The organism is Salinibacterium sp. SWN167 (genome assembly GCF_015864665.1).
Taxonomy (GTDB): Bacteria; Actinomycetota; Actinomycetes; order Actinomycetales; family Microbacteriaceae; genus Rhodoglobus.
In genome coordinates this window covers 294,323-310,692 of the sequence record NZ_JADYWU010000002.1, presented here as the reverse complement: position 1 = coordinate 310,692, position 16,370 = coordinate 294,323, and the positions used below count along the sequence as shown (strand labels likewise).

The following is a 16,370-nucleotide window of genomic DNA, read 5'->3' as shown; positions in this document are numbered from 1 at the left end:
CGACGACCTGGTGTTGCTAAACCCTTTGACGCCGTTGAAAGCGTACTCGCCAGAATAGTCCGACGTGCGTTGTTTGTATACTTTTTAATCTGAAAATGTGGGGTATTCATCCTCACAGGGATCCTAAAACGCAAGATTGTATACATCATGCATTCTTGCGACACAGGGCGTGACAGCTAGTCGCGCCCCCACACGAACCTAGGTTTCTCCCGTGCGGCGAAAGCTGCGGCCCCGATCGAGGGGTCCTCGCTCACCTTCAGCTCTTCCCACCAGCGCGCGTAGAGCTGCTCGACATCGCCATCGCCTGACACGAGAGCGCCGATGAGCTGCTTAGTAGAATGAATCGAGAGCTGAGATCTAGCCACCAGATCGGCACAGAGCGACTCAAGGCTCGATGGGAAATGTTCATCCGCGACGACCGAAGTGATCAATCCCATTTCGTAAGCCTCGGTAGCCGAGACGCTATTGCCAGTAAAGAGCAAGTACTTGGCCCGGGCCGGGCCGACGATATTCACTAGCCTCGTGATGCCCGACAACGGGTAGATGATGCCAATTTTTGCCGGCGTTATGGCCAAACTTGAACTCGTGGCCGCCACACGTAGGTCACAGGCCGCCGCAACTTCCCAACCACCGCCAAAACAAATCCCCTCGATCGCGGCCACTGTCGGCTTGGGGAAGGCAGCGATCGCCTCCTCTGCACGAGAAACCCACCCTCCTAACCCCACGCTTGGATCAAGGATGGAATCGAGCGAGCCAATATCTGCGCCCGCCGAGAAGTGCCCCTCCGCACCGCGAATCACCACGACGGTGACGGTTGAGTCATCCGCTAGCCTCGCCAGAGTCGGCTCGAACGACTGCCACATCGATAGCGTCATCGCGTTTCGTCGGGGCGGGTTGGAAATTGTGATGGTCGCGACGGCACAGTCCTGCGTCACGGCGAGGTTTCCGTCCGTCATCACGCGAGACCGATGTTGTATACCAATGAAACAATTTCTAAGCGATTCACGCCTAACAGTCTAGCGTTCTGGGCGCAAAAGTATACAATACGCAGATCGAAAGGAACACGATGAGCACCGAAGCGATCAACCAGCAACTAGCAATCGGCGGCGACCTCCCCGTGCGTCGAATCGGCTACGGAACCATGCAACTCACTGGGCCCGGCGTTTGGGATTGGCCAACCAACCGCGACGACGCCGTCGCGGTGATCAGACTCGCTGTGGAACTCGGCGTCACGCTGATCGACACCGCAGACGTCTACGGCCCGTACGTCACCGATGCCCTTATCCGAGAGGCACTTCACCCCTACCGCAACGATGTCGTAATCGCCACCAAAGTTGGATTCACCCGACAGGGCCCCAACCAGTGGATCCCCCTTGGTCGCCCCGAGTACCTTCGTCAGCAGACTGAGTTAAGCCTGCGCAACCTCGGCCTCGAACGCATCGACCTATTACAGTTGCATCGGGTTGACCCGACGGTTCCACTCGAGGATCAAGTCGGTGAGCTGAAGGCGCTGCAGCAAGAAGGCAAGATTCGTCACATTGGACTCTCCGAGGTAACCGTCGAGCAAATCGAGCAAGCTCGCGCTGTCGCCGAGATCGTCACCGTCCAGAATCGCTACAACCTTGGATTCCGCGACTTCGAGAATGTACTTGATTACGCCGCAGCCAATGGGATTGGTTTCATCCCGTGGTTTCCGCTCGATACCGGCAACCTCACGACGGCAGACGCCGTGGTTCGCGTTGCATCGGAGACGGGAAGCACTCCCGCGCAGGTCGCCATCGCTTGGCTGCTCAAGCGCTCAGACGTCATGCTGCCAATTCCAGGTACATCGTCTCAACAGCATCTTCGCGAAAATCTCGGAGCGGAAGAAATCACTCTGACTGACGAGCAATTCGCTTCACTCCACGGTTAAACTCGGCTTCCGGCCCAGCCGCATAGCGGTACTGGGCCGGAAGAGAGTCACTCTGGCTTGGTCCCCTAGCGGTACGCGATCGGCAAGACGTGCTGCACAGGGCCGCCCGTCCGCACAGCGCCAACCTCAAGCAACGCAGTGATCTCGTCGTCGTCGAACCCGGCTTCTGTGAGCACGGCTACCGTGCTTTGCCCGACCCCATCCGGGCTCAAAGGCCCGCGACGCTGAGTCCGACTGAATCCGGCATAACGCGCTGTCATCATGAAGCTGCTCTTATCGTCGGCTGTGCGCACATGCACTGCCTCTGCGTCAAGCAAACGTGGATCACGGAGCACTGAACTCAGCGGCCGCGCTTGCACTGCACGAAGCCCTGCCGCCGAAACAGCAGCCACCGCCTCCTCGCTCGTCAACTCGCGCAACGACTTTGCCAGCGACTCACGAACAGCGTCCATGTCACCGGAAGAAGTGTCTGAGTTTATGAGTTCCGCGAACACCAGCATCGAGGTTGCTGCTGCCGGCCCTCCCTTGACGAGCGTGGAATCAACGTAGATCCACCCATCCGAAGTCTCATAGTATGACTGCACTGGTGAGAGGCCTCGAAGGTCGCTGCGCCCAACGGCCAGCTCCGGACGGCCATCGTACTTGACCATGTCTCCCATCTGCAGGAAGACCGAAACCGCCGCCAGCGAGTCCCAGGTGCGCTGCCCCCGACCGGTTTGCTGCCTGTCGTAGAGCGCTAGAACGCACGTGAGCGCAGAGAGCGCGGCTGCAGTCACGTCGTTGATAGCGATCGTATTTGCAACAGGGTCATCCTCCCCGCCCCACGATGTCATCATTCCGCTCATCGCCTGAACGACCATGTCGACCCCCGGAGCCTGCGAGAGCGGCCCACCTTCACCATAGGCAGAGAGCGACATCGTGACGATATTTTGGTTGATTTCGGCGAGTTTCTCGTAGTCGATATTAAGACTGGACATCACCCCAGGGCGCATGCCGTCGATCACGACATCACTGACCTTGACGAGCCGATGGAACGCGCCCTGCCCTGCCTCAGATTTCAGATCAATCGCAAGACTGCGCATCCCTCTGTTGTAGGCGTAACCCGAACCGCGGAATGGGTCGCCTGTGAGTGGCTCAACCTTGATCACATCAGCCCCCAGTTCCTTCAAGAGGAATCCTGCGTAGGGCGAGGCCACAAAGGTTCCCATATTGAGTACTCGGAATCCCGCGAGCGGGCCCTCAACGAAACGGGGCGCCGGCTCCTCAGAAACGGGACGAGCGCTCCAAGGCGTGGCGCCGTTGTGTTCGCCATGCGAGGGAGCATGGCGGTCGAATCGTGCTGGTGTGCGTGTGAGATTAATCGCTGAGCCAGGCATTACGACACGACCACGGGCCGGATCGTCGATCTCCACCCGCATACCGATTCCGCGAATCTGTGGGTGATCGAGCCATTCTTCCCTGCTCATCGCGGGGCCGCAAGGAATGCCAATGCTGGAAAGCAGCGCGAGCGATTCCTCCCGCGTGCGCGAAGCGAAAGCGTCGACGAGTTTTGGCAAACACCATTCGAAATTCTCCGTGAGCGCCATTCGAGCTGATACCCCGTCGATTCTTGGGTCAGCGAGAATGTCGTCGAGGCCGAGGGCTTTCAGCAGACCCGTTTCAAACTTCGGGCCGAGAGCACCACAGGAAATCCAGGTACCGTCGGAACAGCGGAACTGACGGTAGGTAGGATGACGCCCCGCTGGACCAACTTTCATCGAGGGGTCAGGCAGGGTGGGATCGACGCTCATCGCAGTGACTGTTGCCTCGATCAATCCTTGAACACCAGTGACCGTCACCACTTGCCCGAGCCCGGAAACCGTGCGTTCGACCAACGCAGCAACTAAACATGCCGCTGCCCACACGCCATGGATATAGAGGAGATACGGCGACATGGTCTCGATCGGACCGCCCGCGACTGACGACTGCCGCATCGCTTGTCCGCCATATGCTGCCAAGAGACCATTTGACTCACCCTCCCACGGTGCGTAACCGTCAAGGTAGGGCGGCATTCGAAGCTCGATGAGTCTGATGTTTGCCGCAGCCGCAGACTCAACCTCCGGGCCCCAGGCCGCTAGGCTGTCTGCGGCGCCCAGAATGCACACATCCGCGTTGCCGATGGCAGCCACTAACCAGTCTCGGTCCGCTTCCACCGTCGAATCAATGACGACGGAGCGCTTGTTACGATTCCATACAGCGGCACCGGGCAGCGAATCGTAGACGTCTGGTTCAGGCGAGGCGACTTTGATCACGTCTGCGCCGAAGTCACCAAGGAACATACTCGCGACGGGCGCCGCGATTCCGGTGCTGAGATCGAGTACTCGGATGTCTGCCAGTGCGCTCGTATCGTCGCCCCCGGCCTGTTTACGGACGCTCATCGTAGCGTCATCGATCCGCGGTCGAGCACAACTTCGCCCGCACTATTGAGCGTCTGGAATCGGGCGCCCGAATCCTCCGACCACATCCGCACAGTGAGCGTCTCCCCGAGGGAAACGACCTTTGTGAATCGTGCGTGCATACTGCCGAATCGCGACGGATCGGAACCCGCGATGCCGTGCAGGAGTGCTCGGGCGGTGAAGCCATAGGTGCACATGCCGTGCAAAATCGGCGCCGGAAATCCTGCACGTGCGGCAAATGTTGGGTCGCTGTGCAACGGGTTGCGGTCGCCAGTCAAACGGTAGAGCAGTGCTTGTTCTGGGCGAGTCTCGTAGGTGATGATGACGTCGGGTTCTCGATCGGGCTGCTCCCAACCATCGCCGGGTCCACGCTCGCCTCCGAATCCGCCTTCACCGCGCACGAACATTCCCGACTGTAGACGCGCAACGAGCTCTCCACTAGCCGTGTCGACCACGTCGGTAGCGGTTGATACTAGGGCGCCTGAACCCTTGTCAAAAATTCCAGTGATCGAAGCGGTGGATGTGACGTCTCCGCTGGCATCCAAGTCGCCGAACAACTCGAACCCCATGTCCGCGTGCAGCATCTTGGTCATATCGATGCTGAAGCCGTCGGGCAGTGGTCCGCCAGCCGCGACACAAATGAATGATGGCAGCACGCGCTGTTGAACAGCAGAATTCTCTGTAGTGAACTCCAGCTCGGCTGACGCATCGCCCTGACCCGCGCCCACAGCGACCGCATAGAGCAATGCATCTTTTGATTCCCACGTGCGCCGCAGCGGGGCGCCAGTTTTACCTACGTATGACGTATCGATGGCCACGATCGAACTCCTTTGTTTGATGGATCCAGATTAGCCGGATTTAGACTTTTTGTATACATTCAGCGCATTCAATTCAGAAATTGAGGCTCAAACCGCCTGAATCGTGAGAAATGTATGCATCGCCGGAACTCGCGACGCCGCTACAGGGAGAGGTGAACTCGATTTAGGAATGAACTGCTCTGACGCTCACGTAGAAACAGAATGGCGAACGGGGTCGAGCTGCGTGCCGGCCGCGTAGCGGAAATCGAACGCTACAGCGCCCTCTGAAAGCAACGCTGCTTCGAGAAGAACTGAAGAAACATCGGCCCCCTCGGCGCCGTGAGCCGGAGTGCTCAACTGCGCAAGGAACAAGCGGAGCCCGGCAGTGCGGGTGGCCTCTGTGCCAGCAACGCTGAGCCGACTGCCGTCATTATCCACGTGGACCCAGGGGTCCGAGATCAACAAGTTCATGGCTCCAGCGTGGGCACTAAACCGAACCGCTCCACCGAATTTCAGAACCCCGTCGCCCTCCGCAACAAACGGGAACAAAAAAGCTTGCTGCTGCTTTGCCGCACCATCAGTCACCTCGATAGTTCCACCAACGTCTTCAACGTAAGAGCGGAATGCCGTTTTTACATTCCATGCCAAATAAGGGCTGACCGGTCCTGACATATGGTTACTCCTCAGTGGTATTGATGTGCGCCGCGCAAAAAACTGATTCCTGCGCGGCGCACTCAAACAAACGGGTACTACTTGGTCAGCACAGTCTCACTTGCCTCTGCCTGCGAGTCCTCCTGCCGAGCAAGTTTGCTCAGCGCTTCAGCAGCGGCCATTTCATCTGTCGCCGCGACCTTATCGAAGCCTTCGATAGCGGGGTAGGGGTACTTACCGAGAAACGCAATCGTGATCGCAGAAACCACGAGTACACCTGCGAGTACCGGAATCACCGGCTCGTACGACCCGAATGTGTCGTAGGCAAGACCGAGCAAGAGCGGGCCGAACGCGGTTCCCAGCAGGAAGGCAGAAAGCACGACGCCGAGGATACGTCCGAAGTGCTTCATGCCGAGGTAACGGCTGACAAAGAAAGCGATCAAGTCCGCTTCAATTCCGTACGCAAGCCCGATGAGACCGACCGCGATCGCCGCGCTCAAGAAGGGGGTGTGAAGGAAGAAAATGCCGATGGCCGGAGCGATAATCACGATCGGGCCAATAATGCGCCCATCAATCCTGTCGATGAGCACGCCCCCAACAAGTCGCCCAACGAGCGATGCGAGCCCGAATATCGTCACCAGCAATACCGCTTGCGGCACACCAAGCCCGCGGTCCGACATCATGGGCACCAAGTGAACTTGCAAGCCAACGATTGTGACACCGACAAAACCAAGTGCGAGCGCGAGCATCCAGAAGTGGCGCCCTCGCAGCGCCTCTCCCAAGGTGAGCCCTGGCAATTCAAGGCTGACAACCTCGCCATCTTCGACGGACTCGGTAACTAGTCGCCCCTTAACACTGCGCTCGGCACGCACGCGGACAAACGCAAAGGTCATGGTGAGCGCGACAACCAAGGCGATGAGAGCCATCAGCGGGTAGGCGGTACGCCAACCGTAGTTGCCAATAAATACACCCGCGATGATGGGCACGAACGAAGTACCGAGCCCAGTAATCGCTGCCATGACACCGACGGCGAGTGCCCGCTTGTTGTCGAACCAACTCATTAACGCCTTGGTGAAGGTGAGCGATGTTCCTGCTCCGAAGAAGCCAAGCAGGAAGAAAGGTACCAAGAAAAGTACGACGTTATCAGCCGGCGTAAGCGCGATGACCGCGGTGAAGGCTGTGAAGCCGGTCCAGCAAATCACAAGGACCGGGCGCAACGCATACTTGTCAACCATACGGCCGACGATGGGAAGTCCGATGGCCATGCCGATAGCCGCCACAGAATAGGCGCCAGTAACGACAGTCCTCCCCCACCCCGTCTCATCAGTGATCGGGATAACAAAGATACCGAGGGTGCTGAGAACGACCGGACCGGGACCGAACGCGCCAGCGACACCCCCGCCAAATACCACCCACCACGGGCTCCGTCTTTTTCGAACAGCGGTAGTCATGCTCATTATTTCTCCTCATTGAGTTTCATGTAGCGGCTACGGTCGCCCGACCAGTTGGCCTTGATAGACCGAGGTGACGCCTGCACGCCACCCCGGAAAATGGTGTTCTAGTCCTTTAGTTCTTCTTTCGCGGTGGGCCCGCGACGACCTGGAGCTCGGTGAAGCTGTGCAGCCCCCACGGGCCGTTCTCAACTCCAACGCCGCTCCATTTGTGGCCACCGAATGGAAGGTGTGGCAACACTCCTCGCCCATGGGCGTTGATCGAAACCTGCCCACTGTCGATGTGTGACGCGACCGCAAGCGCGTGCTCGGTATCGGCTGACCACACTGATGCGGTGAGCCCGTACTCGCTGTTGTTCGCCCGGTCGATTGCATCGGATTCATCGGTGAACTCGAGAATCGGCAGAACAGGTCCAAACTGTTCTTCGTCAACAACTCTGAAATCATCCTCGACACCGTCGAGAATGGTTGGCTTGTAGAAGTAGCCGTCCCGGTCAAGCGCTTCACCACCGGCAACCACCCGAGCTCCCCGCCCCACAGCGTCGCGCACAAGGTCTTTCACTCGCTCGAACTGTGGCTTGTTATTGATCGGACCGAGCTGCACCCCGTCAGTCATACCGTCATCGATGCGGGCCTTACGCGCGATCTCGCCGAGTGCTTCTACCAGTTCCTGCTTGACATCTTTGTGCGCATATACACGTTTGACGGCTAGGCAAATCTGGCCGTTATTGGCGAACGCGCTCCAGAAGAGGCTGTCTGCGACCTCCTGGACATTGACGTCCCGGAGAATAATGGCGGGGTCGTTGCCGCCCAACTCAAGAGTGACTCGTTTGAGATCTTCTGCGGCTGCAACAGCAACGCGCTTGCCCACTGCGGTCGATCCGGTGAAGCTGACCTTACGCGGAACTGGATGCGAAACCATTGCGGCACCAAGCGGATCCGGCCCCGTAACAACGTTGAGCACGCCATCCGGCAACACCCCGCGCAAAACCTTCGCGAGGGCGAGTGTAGCTAGAGGCGTATAGGGAGAAGGCTTCACCACAATTGTGTTTCCAGCGCGCAATGCTGGTGCGATCTTCCACATAGCGAGCGTGATGGGAAAATTCCACGGCGTTATGGCGCTCACGACGCCCATCGGGCGGCGCAAAACCTCTTCGTACCCTTCGGCGTCGTCTCGGATTACTTCCCTCGGCACCTCGAGCTCCGCGAAGTAACGCAGCCACATGGCAGCGCCGAGAAATTCCATCCGTGAGTCAGCGAGCGGTTTCCCCTGTTCAGCGGTGAGGATAGGCGCCAGTTCCTCGACGGCAGCCTCAATCGCGGCTGCTGCGGCCAGCAGGCCGGCACGACGGAACTCGTCGTCCCGCTTCCACATCTGGAAGGCTCGATCCGCTGCAGCAAAAACGAGATCTAGCTGCAGCGGAGTCACCGCGGGTGCTTGGGCAAAGACGGCGCCTGTCGACGGGTTAATAACGCCAAAGGTTGTTTCGGTCGCAAAATCTGCGCCGTTCACTGTCGCCAGAGCTGGCATCGAGAATAGGTCTGCACTTCTCATGATTGTTTCCCCCCCTCGATCAGGCTTCGCTGACAACGAGTACAGGCTTGATCGTCACGCCCGACAATGAGTCGGCTTCCGCCTGGTTGATGTCCGCGAGCGGGTAGGTTCGAATGAGCTTCTCAAAGGGAAACAGCCCCTTTTTCCAAAATTCGAGCAACTGCGGAATGAAAATTTGAGGTATTGAGCTACCTTCTAGGGCATACGTCACGGTGCGTCCCGCGAGGAGATTGGGGGCGACAACTAGGTCTCCACCACCAGCGCCGACAAGAACAGCTTTGCCCGGACGAGCGAGCACGGTGATGGAGGTTTGGATCACTGAGCTGACCGCGGTCGTCTCGAACGTGAAGTCAACCCCACTGCTGCCTGCCACCACTGCCGCCTGAACGTCAGGGTCGTCGCCCCGCACGACGCGGGTCGCTCCGAGCTCAAGCGCCATCTCCAATCGGCTCTCATTGAGATCGATCACGACGATCTCACTGGCGCCCGCAATTTTGGCGGCCATCACTGCGGAGAGACCAACAGCACCCGCTCCAAAGATTGCAATGCTCTGGCCTGCGGCAAGCTTCATCTCGTTGAGCACTGAGCCAGCACCGGTCTGGATGCCGCAGCCAAGCGGCCCGAGAAGATCAAGCGGCACTTCCTTGTCGACTACAACAATGTTGCGCTCTGTCGCAATCGAGTATTCGGCGAAAGAGGATTGGCCGAACCAACGGTTGGCGACTGGATCCCCAGACTCGGTCGTCGCGCTGACGGAGCCGTCAGCACGACGACCTGTCACGTTCCGCAGCTCGAATTCAACGCAATACGCCGGCGCTCCGCGAAGGCACGATTCGCACCAGCCACAGGAGTCAAAGCTCATAAGTACGTGATCGCCAACGGCGGTGCGGGTTACGGCCGAACCGATCTTTTCGACCACACCTGACCCTTCATGTCCGAGGACTACCGGCGCGACCATGGCACCGAATTCGGGGATCCGAGGCAACATGTCTGTGTGACACATGCCTGCTCCGACCACGCGAACAAGCACCTCGTTCTGAGCGAGTTCGCCTAGAGTGACCTCTTCCACTACGAACGGCTGGTCGTGGCCTTTGAGTACTGCTGCTTTCATTTCTTTGACAACTTCCTTGTTGAATACTGTTGAAATGGGGGTGGGGTCAGCGGCTGGAGGATGCCGCTGTGGCGGGCTGAAGAATGTCGCCTGCACGATCGAAGTCGCCGCGCTCAGCGATGAAACGACGGTATTTCATGATTCGTCGTGGCTCGTTCAGCGTCGCTACCCCGACGAGGCGGTCTCCTGCACGGTAGAGCGCGACGAACTTGTCTTCGTCGGGACCACCGGAGACAAAACTCACGCTGTCGGCAATTGCCGTTCCTACGAACTGGATCCGATTGCCATACCAATCGCTCCAGAAGTAAGGCACAGTTTCGTACTTCTTTGCCTTTTCAGAGAAGAGCGCGTTAGTCGCGGCCTGCGTGCCTTGGTCTGCGGCATTCGTCCAATTCTCGAGGCGCATCGTAGAATCCATGAGCCCATTCGGCCAGTGAGCGACATCTCCTGCCGCGTACACACCCTCAGCAGATGTCTGCATGAAGGCGTCGCAGACGATGCCACCGTCAATAGGGCTCATTTCGAGGCCCGAGTCGGCAAGCCAGCTGGTTGCTGGTGCGGCTCCTACTCCCACGATAATGAGATCGGCAGGAATGATCTCGCCGTTGTTGAGGCGCACCGCCTCGACATGATCCGTTCCGATTACCTCATCGATTTGTACGCTGGTGAGCAGGCGAGTTCCGTTTCTCCCGTGGAGCGCAGAGATTGCCTTTCCCACAACTTCGCCGACCGCACGCACTAGCGGAACAGGTGCGGCTTCGATCACCGTGACCGTCGCACCTCTGGCCTGCGCCGAGGACGCGATCTCTGAACCGATGAAGCCTGCACCGATGACAACAAGGTTGCTACCTTCGCCGATTGCATCGCGGATCTGACGCGCATCCTCGAGGGTACGTAGCGTCAGAATGCCGTCAATCGCGGGAAGGTGCGCAAGTACCCGTGGCTCTGCGCCCGTTGCAATGATGAGGCGTTCATAGGGAATCTCTTGATCGCCAACCGTGACCACCTTTCGTTCCGTGTCAACGCCGTCGACGAAAGTACCCAACCGAAGATCTACGTTGAGCTCAGTGCGAAGTTCCTCTTCTGTGAGGAAGTAGTCGGGAGACGCTCCCTCAGCGAGGAATCCTTTTGACAGCGGAGGGCGGTCGTACGGGAGATAGATCTCGGCCCCGATGAGTGTAATGGAATCGGTATACCCACCACGTCGCGCGGATTCAACCGCGCGAAGGCCGGCCAGGCTCGCTCCAACTACAACGAGCCCGGCTCCTGCTTCATTAGTCATTTTCAGATTACCTCTAGCTTGAGCGCTTTTGCTGGGCACGAGCGCACGGCCGTTTCTACGTCTTCTAGATCAGCATCCGTGACTGTTTCGCTGAGCAGCAGCAGTGACCCATCGTCACTGACTTCAAAGTGCTCGGGTGCCAAGGATTCACAGATGCCAATGCCAGTGCAGCGGCCGCGGTCAACAACGATCCTCATGCGTGCCGCTTCGGTGTGAACGTCACTCATGATCAGCTCACCTTCACTGGAAGGTTCTTGACGCCATTAATGAAATTGCTGTACAGGTTCACTGGCTCACCAACCTCCATGTTCGGCAGCTTGGTCGTAATCTCACTGAAGAGCGCGTTCAGTTGAGCCTTCGCGACACCATTGCCGAGACAGAAGTGCACTCCACCGCCACCGAAACCAACGTGTGGGCTGCGTCCACGGGTGAGGTCGAACTTGTGAGGATCCTCGAATTCGCGTTCGTCACGGTTTCCCGATCCGTAGAAGATGACGACCTTGTCGCCCTTGAGAATCTTCTGTCCACGCAGCTCGATGTCTTCGCGTGCGGTGCGCGCGAACTCAATGACGGGCGATGCATGGCGAACGAACTCTTCGATCGACCCAGCAATACGGCCTTCGTAGTCTTCCATGAGCCAGTCGCGCTGGTCCGGGTTACGGTCAAGTGACACAACAGTCCGTGACGTCGTCTGCTTCGTCGTATCGTTGCCGGCGACGCTCAACAACAGCATCATTGCGCCGATGTCGTCATCGCTCAACGGTTTGCCGTCGAAATCGGCATTTGCCAGTGCCGTCGCAATGTCTGCAGCAGGGTACTTGCGGCGGTGATTGACAATGTCGACGCCAATCTCCTGCAGAATTGCGATTTGCTGCAGCACGAAATCTAACGGATTCACTCCGGCCGGAAGAATGTCAGGGTCGCTCGCACCAACCTGATTGTCGCCGGCTTGCGCGAAGGCCCCTACGAGGTCTTCTGGAACACCCACCATGTCCGCAACAGTCAGCATCGGCAGCTTTGCCGACACTTCGTGTACGAAGTCGAATTCACCAGCGCCGACGACCCGGTCGACAATCTGTGCGGCTCGTTCTTTAATCTTGACGCTCAACACACCGACTGCCTTGGGAGTGAAGGCCCGGCTCATGATCTGGCGGTATCGGGTATGAAATGGAGGGTCCATGCTGAGGAATGTCGGCGGAATCAGAAGCCCAGGATAACGAGGCGCCAAACTGATGTGTCCTGGCTCAGCGGAGCTAAAGATCTCGTTGTTCTCGCTAACGAAGCGGATGTCTTCGGCCAGAGTTACAGCCCAGAACCCAGCTTCCCCATGCACCTCCTGAGGCATTGTCGGAACCTCAAGCGATCGGTGCCAGCTGACGGGATTATCCTTGCGAAGTCGCGCGAATGTTTCGTCTCGCTGTTCAAAACTCTTTCTCCAGAAATCTTCGCTGGAGATGTCTTCGTCGGTCGTCAACTCGTGCTCTGTGGAATAAACTGTCGTCATTGACTTTGCTCCTATTTCTTTGTGCTCGTTGAACGAGCTACTTCTTTGTCTGGGACGAGAACGGGCTCGGAGCGAGGCCCTCAGCGAGGGGGCGGAACGTGCTCTCGATCTCGGTGGCAAGATCCTGAACTGCCCACGGCTCGTCGCCTGAGATTTCCGCAATCTGCTCGGGCACGTTGTACAGTCCGACCTTGTAGCCGGCGGCAGCGACAACTCGGCCGCTCATCCAATCTGAGCGATCCGAAGCGAGATACACGGCAACAGGTGCAATGTTGTCCGGCGACATAACCCTCTCGTCAGCCGGCGCCTCACCCATCTTTTTCCCATCCGGGATCGTAGCGACGAGACGAGTCGCGGCGCCTGGTGCGATTGCGTTGGCCGTTACGCCGTAGCGAGCCAATCCCTGCGCGAGCGACTGAGTAAGTCCGACGACGCCCATCTTCGCTGCAGCGTAGTTGGGCTGTCCCGGCGAACCGTGAAGGCCCGATACCGAGGTGAAGTTGATGATTCGGTAGTTTCCCTCGGGGTTGCGCTGCTCACGCCAGTAGGCGGATGCAGGGCGCACGGTGCTGTACACGCCTTTCATGTGTACACGGATGACCGCGTCCCAGTCTTTTTCTTCGAGGTTGAAAATCATACGGTCGCGAAGAATGCCGGCGACGTTGACCACGATGTCGAGCTTTCCAAAGTTCTCAATAGCTGCGGCGACCAGGCGCTCGCCGGTCGCGACATCAGCGATATCTCCGCCATCGGCGACAACGCGGAGCCCATTTACGTTGAGTTCAGCGGCGATGTCTGTTGCAGGCCCAGCGTCAAGCCCGGTGCCATCTGCGGTGGAACCGAGGTCATTCACTACGACCGATGCGCCTTCTTTGACGAAGGCGCGGGTAATGGAAGCGCCGATGCCCCGTCCGCCGCCCGTAATGATGGCTACTTTACCTTCGAGAATTCCCACAATCACTCCTTTGTGTTCTGTTTTATCTTTGACTTAGCAGAACAATAGCCGTCATTCGGCAACTTGTATACAACTGTTGCAAATTGGCGACAATTATCAGGTTGTCGAATTTATCTTCCCACGCGCGCAGACATTAGGACTGACCATCGTGCCATCGTGAAACTGAACAATTTTCTTGATTTTTCGGCCTGAATTGGAGTTTCTTAACCCAATAGTCGCAACGCGAGAGGGGTCGGATAATCCTCACTCGTGCGCCCCTTTTGGGCTTTTTGTGTACAGAACGTGAAATTCGTATACAGTGGGCGTCAGCAGCGCGGATCACGCGCCGACATCGTCGTCGAAGGGCAACCATGACAGCCGGGCCGGTACCCCTACCCACTCCCCAGACAGCTCCGTTCTGGGACGGAACGCGAAACAGTGAATTGCGGGTGCAACGCTGCCGCGCATGCAGCCGCCACTTTTTCTATCCCAGACCGATTTGTCGGTACTGCCAGTCGTCAGACTTGGAGTGGGTGACGACTTCTGGACGAGCAACGCTCGCGTCCTACATCATCAACTACCGCCCGTTGCCGTTCTTCGAGACGAAGGAACCCCAAGTCATCGCACTCGTTGATCTGGAAGAGGGGCCGCGAATGGTCTGCACCCTCATCGGCGTGGAACCGCGCCCCGAAGCCATCTCTATTGGGATGGCTCTATATGTGAGCTTCGAAGAGCGAGGCGACCAGATGCTGCCGGTGTTTGGCCCAGTAGAAGTGAGAAACAAATGACCTCGATGCACGGTGGCGATGTAGCAATCGTTGGCGCTTCAGAATCCACCCGTCTCGGGACCATCCCGGATATGTCTGTTCTTGAGCTGCACGTAGAGTCCGCCCTTAACGCGCTCGCTGACGCCGGCCTAACCCCGGCGGATGTTGATGGCATCGCTAACGATGTAATGCCGGCGTATGAAGTTGCCGACATGCTCGGAATTCGTCCGCGGTGGCTCGACGGCACTTCGGTCGGAGGGTGCAGTTTTATGCTGCACGTCCGCCACGCCGCTTCCGCCATTGCTTCTGGCGCAGCCAACGTCGTGCTCATTACGCACGGTGAATCAGGACGATCCCGTGTCGGCACTAAGCCCTACGTAGGCGACCCGTCTTCCTTGGCCGGACAGTTCGAACACCCCTATGGCGCCCTCGCCCCGTACTCGAGCTTCACCCTTCCCGTCATGGGCTTCCTTGAGTCTCGAGGAATGTCCAGGCGAGATCTCGCTGAAGTTGCTTCAGCACAGCGCTCGTGGGCGGAGCGCAACCCTCGAGCGCTTCGCCAGACTCCCATCACCGTTGACGAGGTGCTCGACGCACCCCCCGTCGCGTACCCCTTTACGCGCGATATGTGCTGCGTTGTAACGGATGGCGGCGGCGCGCTCGTCATGATGAGCGCGGAACGGGCCAAAGACCTTCCTTCCGCTAACCGGGCGATTTATCTGCTCGGGTCTGGAGAGTCGTCAGAAAGCGCCATCATCTCGCAGATGGATGATCTCGACAGCTTCGGCGCGTTCCGCCGATCAAGCGATGAAGCATTTCGGACAGCAGGCATCGAACGCGCCGACGTCGATCACGCGATGTTCTACGACGCTTTCGCGCACCTTCCTCTTTACATGCTCGAAGACACAGGTTTCGTGGGCCGCGGAGAGTCTGGCGCGTTTATTCGCGAAGGTCACACGCGTGCCGGTGGTTCGTTACCCATGAATACCAATGGCGGTGGTCTCTCTTACACTCACACCGGCAAATACGGCATGTTCGCCATCCAAGAGGCCGTACGCCAGCTTCGCGGCGAAGCCGCTGCGCAAGTTCCTGATGTCGAGATCAGTTTCGTTCAGGGAGTGGGGATGATGTTCGGCGCCGCTGGCAGCCTGGTGCTCAGCAACAAAGAGAACTAGCGCGCTCGCGATGCCTTCGCTAAAGCGAGAAAAGCGCGAAACTCCGGAATCGGGAAAAAACGGCGAGCAACCTCGCTTGCCTCCACGCACAAGCAAAAAGAGTGCTCGGGGGAAACCGAGCGCTAGTATAACTCCTATGCGTGCTAGTGAAACTGCCTATCGTCGACTGCGGGATGACATCATTCAATGGCGGCTGCAGCCCGGCACGCCTCTCGGTGAAGTGGAAACCGCCGCACGCATCGGCGTCTCACGGACTCCGGTTCGTGAGGCTCTTTCTCGCCTTACGGCAGAGGGGCTAGTTGACACCGTCAATGGAAGAACCGCGGCCGTGTCAAGCCTCTCGCGCGCCAACGTCATCGAGCTCTTCGAACTACGCGAAGCGCTCGAGGCACAATCTGCCAGGCTGGCGGCACGCAAACGAGATCCAATCGTTTTCGAAAAGTTGCGAGCAGACTTCCTTGCCGGACCAAGTGAGACCGAACCAGAAGGTCTCGATCAGCCACGTCCTTATTTTCTTGCTGACGCACTGGATCTCGCCATCGATCAGGCCGCGGATAGCATTTACCTGCGGAATGCTCAGACCACTCTGCGGGGCCACCTCGCTCGAGTCCGACGCAATGCTCATTCCGTTCCCGGTCGACTTCAACGCGCTACCGAGGAGCACCTCCTCATCGTCGAAGCGATCCTCGAGCAAAACGAAGCTCTCGCGGTGCACGCTACGGCTGTACATCTCCACAATAGTCTTGCCAACGTATTGTCAACGCTTCCGCTGACTGACGACTAGGCCCCAGCGCCG

15 protein-coding genes and 1 pseudogene are annotated in these 16,370 nt (G+C 58.3%); 5 read left to right on the top strand and 11 right to left on the bottom strand.

Annotation, left to right across the window (positions count from 1 at the left end):
* Window positions 1-176: 176 nt before the first annotated feature.
* Complete coding sequence (locus tag I6E60_RS11400) at window positions 177-956, bottom strand: enoyl-CoA hydratase/isomerase family protein (RefSeq protein WP_197180415.1); 780 nt, start codon at window positions 954-956, stop codon at window positions 177-179.
* A 110-nt stretch (window positions 957-1,066) separates the two neighbouring features.
* On the opposite strand from I6E60_RS11400, the gene I6E60_RS11395 reads away from it, so the two are divergent.
* Window positions 1,067-1,912, top strand: a complete 846-nt coding sequence (locus I6E60_RS11395) for an aldo/keto reductase (protein ID WP_197125786.1) — start codon at window positions 1,067-1,069, stop codon at window positions 1,910-1,912.
* Between the two features lie 65 nt (window positions 1,913-1,977).
* On the opposite strand, the gene I6E60_RS11390 is transcribed toward I6E60_RS11395, so the two are convergent.
* The 10 genes from I6E60_RS11390 to I6E60_RS11345 all read right to left on the bottom strand — a co-directional run bounded on the left by I6E60_RS11390 (window position 1,978) and on the right by I6E60_RS11345 (window position 13,653).
* The gene (locus I6E60_RS11390) at window positions 1,978-4,329 is read right to left on the bottom strand and encodes a CoA transferase (protein ID WP_197180413.1); all 2,352 of its coding nucleotides are present in this window, start codon (window positions 4,327-4,329) and stop codon (window positions 1,978-1,980) included.
* On the bottom strand, window positions 4,326-5,165 hold the full coding sequence (locus I6E60_RS14675) for a MaoC family dehydratase (RefSeq protein WP_197125867.1): 840 nt from the start codon (window positions 5,163-5,165) through the stop codon (window positions 4,326-4,328). The genes I6E60_RS11390 and I6E60_RS14675 overlap by 4 nt, the downstream gene beginning before the upstream one ends.
* Before the next feature lie 186 nt (window positions 5,166-5,351).
* Window positions 5,352-5,816, bottom strand: coding sequence for an HtaA domain-containing protein (locus tag I6E60_RS11380; RefSeq protein WP_197125792.1), 465 nt, complete (start codon window positions 5,814-5,816; stop codon window positions 5,352-5,354).
* Between the two features lie 77 nt (window positions 5,817-5,893).
* Complete coding sequence (locus I6E60_RS11375; RefSeq protein ID WP_197125869.1) at window positions 5,894-7,252, bottom strand: MFS transporter; 1,359 nt, start codon at window positions 7,250-7,252, stop codon at window positions 5,894-5,896.
* Between the two features lie 109 nt (window positions 7,253-7,361).
* Entirely contained in the window at window positions 7,362-8,801 is a 1,440-nt protein-coding gene (locus I6E60_RS11370; protein WP_231601516.1) for an aldehyde dehydrogenase family protein, read from the bottom strand.
* 19 nt (window positions 8,802-8,820) lie between these two features.
* Window positions 8,821-9,912, bottom strand: a complete 1,092-nt coding sequence (locus I6E60_RS11365) for an NAD(P)-dependent alcohol dehydrogenase (protein ID WP_197125795.1) — start codon at window positions 9,910-9,912, stop codon at window positions 8,821-8,823.
* A 46-nt stretch (window positions 9,913-9,958) separates the two neighbouring features.
* The gene (locus tag I6E60_RS11360) at window positions 9,959-11,194 is read right to left on the bottom strand and encodes an NAD(P)/FAD-dependent oxidoreductase (RefSeq protein ID WP_197125796.1); all 1,236 of its coding nucleotides are present in this window, start codon (window positions 11,192-11,194) and stop codon (window positions 9,959-9,961) included.
* A gap of 2 nt (window positions 11,195-11,196) precedes the next feature.
* Window positions 11,197-11,421, bottom strand: a complete 225-nt coding sequence (locus I6E60_RS11355; protein ID WP_197125797.1) for a ferredoxin — start codon at window positions 11,419-11,421, stop codon at window positions 11,197-11,199.
* A 2-nt stretch (window positions 11,422-11,423) separates the two neighbouring features.
* Complete coding sequence (locus I6E60_RS11350; RefSeq protein ID WP_197125798.1) at window positions 11,424-12,698, bottom strand: cytochrome P450; 1,275 nt, start codon at window positions 12,696-12,698, stop codon at window positions 11,424-11,426.
* A 37-nt stretch (window positions 12,699-12,735) separates the two neighbouring features.
* Window positions 12,736-13,653: an SDR family NAD(P)-dependent oxidoreductase gene (locus I6E60_RS11345; protein WP_197125872.1), complete on the bottom strand. Its 918-nt coding sequence runs from the start codon at window positions 13,651-13,653 to the stop codon at window positions 12,736-12,738.
* A 350-nt stretch (window positions 13,654-14,003) separates the two neighbouring features.
* On the opposite strand from I6E60_RS11345, the pseudogene I6E60_RS14730 reads away from it, so the two are divergent.
* The 4 genes and pseudogenes from I6E60_RS14730 to I6E60_RS11330 all read left to right on the top strand — a co-directional run.
* Window positions 14,004-14,150: pseudogene (locus I6E60_RS14730) on the top strand (zinc ribbon domain-containing protein); the annotation flags it as partial.
* Between the two features lie 15 nt (window positions 14,151-14,165).
* On the top strand, window positions 14,166-14,420 hold the full coding sequence (locus tag I6E60_RS14670) for an OB-fold domain-containing protein (protein WP_307784303.1): 255 nt from the start codon (window positions 14,166-14,168) through the stop codon (window positions 14,418-14,420).
* Window positions 14,417-15,574: a thiolase domain-containing protein gene (locus tag I6E60_RS11335; RefSeq protein WP_197125811.1), complete on the top strand. Its 1,158-nt coding sequence runs from the start codon at window positions 14,417-14,419 to the stop codon at window positions 15,572-15,574. Before I6E60_RS14670 ends, I6E60_RS11335 begins: the two co-directional genes overlap by 4 nt.
* A gap of 136 nt (window positions 15,575-15,710) precedes the next feature.
* On the top strand, window positions 15,711-16,358 hold the full coding sequence (locus I6E60_RS11330) for a GntR family transcriptional regulator (RefSeq protein ID WP_197125812.1): 648 nt from the start codon (window positions 15,711-15,713) through the stop codon (window positions 16,356-16,358).
* Window positions 16,359-16,370 lie beyond the last annotated feature (12 nt).

Coding starts and splice junctions, on each gene's coding strand:
- I6E60_RS11330 (WP_197125812.1), top strand. CDS start 15,711: ATGCGTGCTAGTGAAACTGCCTATCGTCGACTGCGGGATGACATCATT.
- I6E60_RS11400 (WP_197180415.1), bottom strand. CDS start 956: ATGACGGACGGAAACCTCGCCGTGACGCAGGACTGTGCCGTCGCGACC.
- I6E60_RS11355 (WP_197125797.1), bottom strand. CDS start 11,421: ATGAGTGACGTTCACACCGAAGCGGCACGCATGAGGATCGTTGTTGAC.
- I6E60_RS11395 (WP_197125786.1), top strand. CDS start 1,067: ATGAGCACCGAAGCGATCAACCAGCAACTAGCAATCGGCGGCGACCTC.
- I6E60_RS11335 (WP_197125811.1), top strand. CDS start 14,417: ATGACCTCGATGCACGGTGGCGATGTAGCAATCGTTGGCGCTTCAGAA.
- I6E60_RS11350 (WP_197125798.1), bottom strand. CDS start 12,698: ATGACGACAGTTTATTCCACAGAGCACGAGTTGACGACCGACGAAGAC.
- I6E60_RS11390 (WP_197180413.1), bottom strand. CDS start 4,329: ATGAGCGTCCGTAAACAGGCCGGGGGCGACGATACGAGCGCACTGGCA.
- I6E60_RS11360 (WP_197125796.1), bottom strand. CDS start 11,194: ATGACTAATGAAGCAGGAGCCGGGCTCGTTGTAGTTGGAGCGAGCCTG.
- I6E60_RS11365 (WP_197125795.1), bottom strand. CDS start 9,912: ATGAAAGCAGCAGTACTCAAAGGCCACGACCAGCCGTTCGTAGTGGAA.
- I6E60_RS11375 (WP_197125869.1), bottom strand. CDS start 7,252: ATGAGCATGACTACCGCTGTTCGAAAAAGACGGAGCCCGTGGTGGGTG.
- I6E60_RS11380 (WP_197125792.1), bottom strand. CDS start 5,816: ATGTCAGGACCGGTCAGCCCTTATTTGGCATGGAATGTAAAAACGGCA.
- I6E60_RS11370 (WP_231601516.1), bottom strand. CDS start 8,801: ATGAGAAGTGCAGACCTATTCTCGATGCCAGCTCTGGCGACAGTGAAC.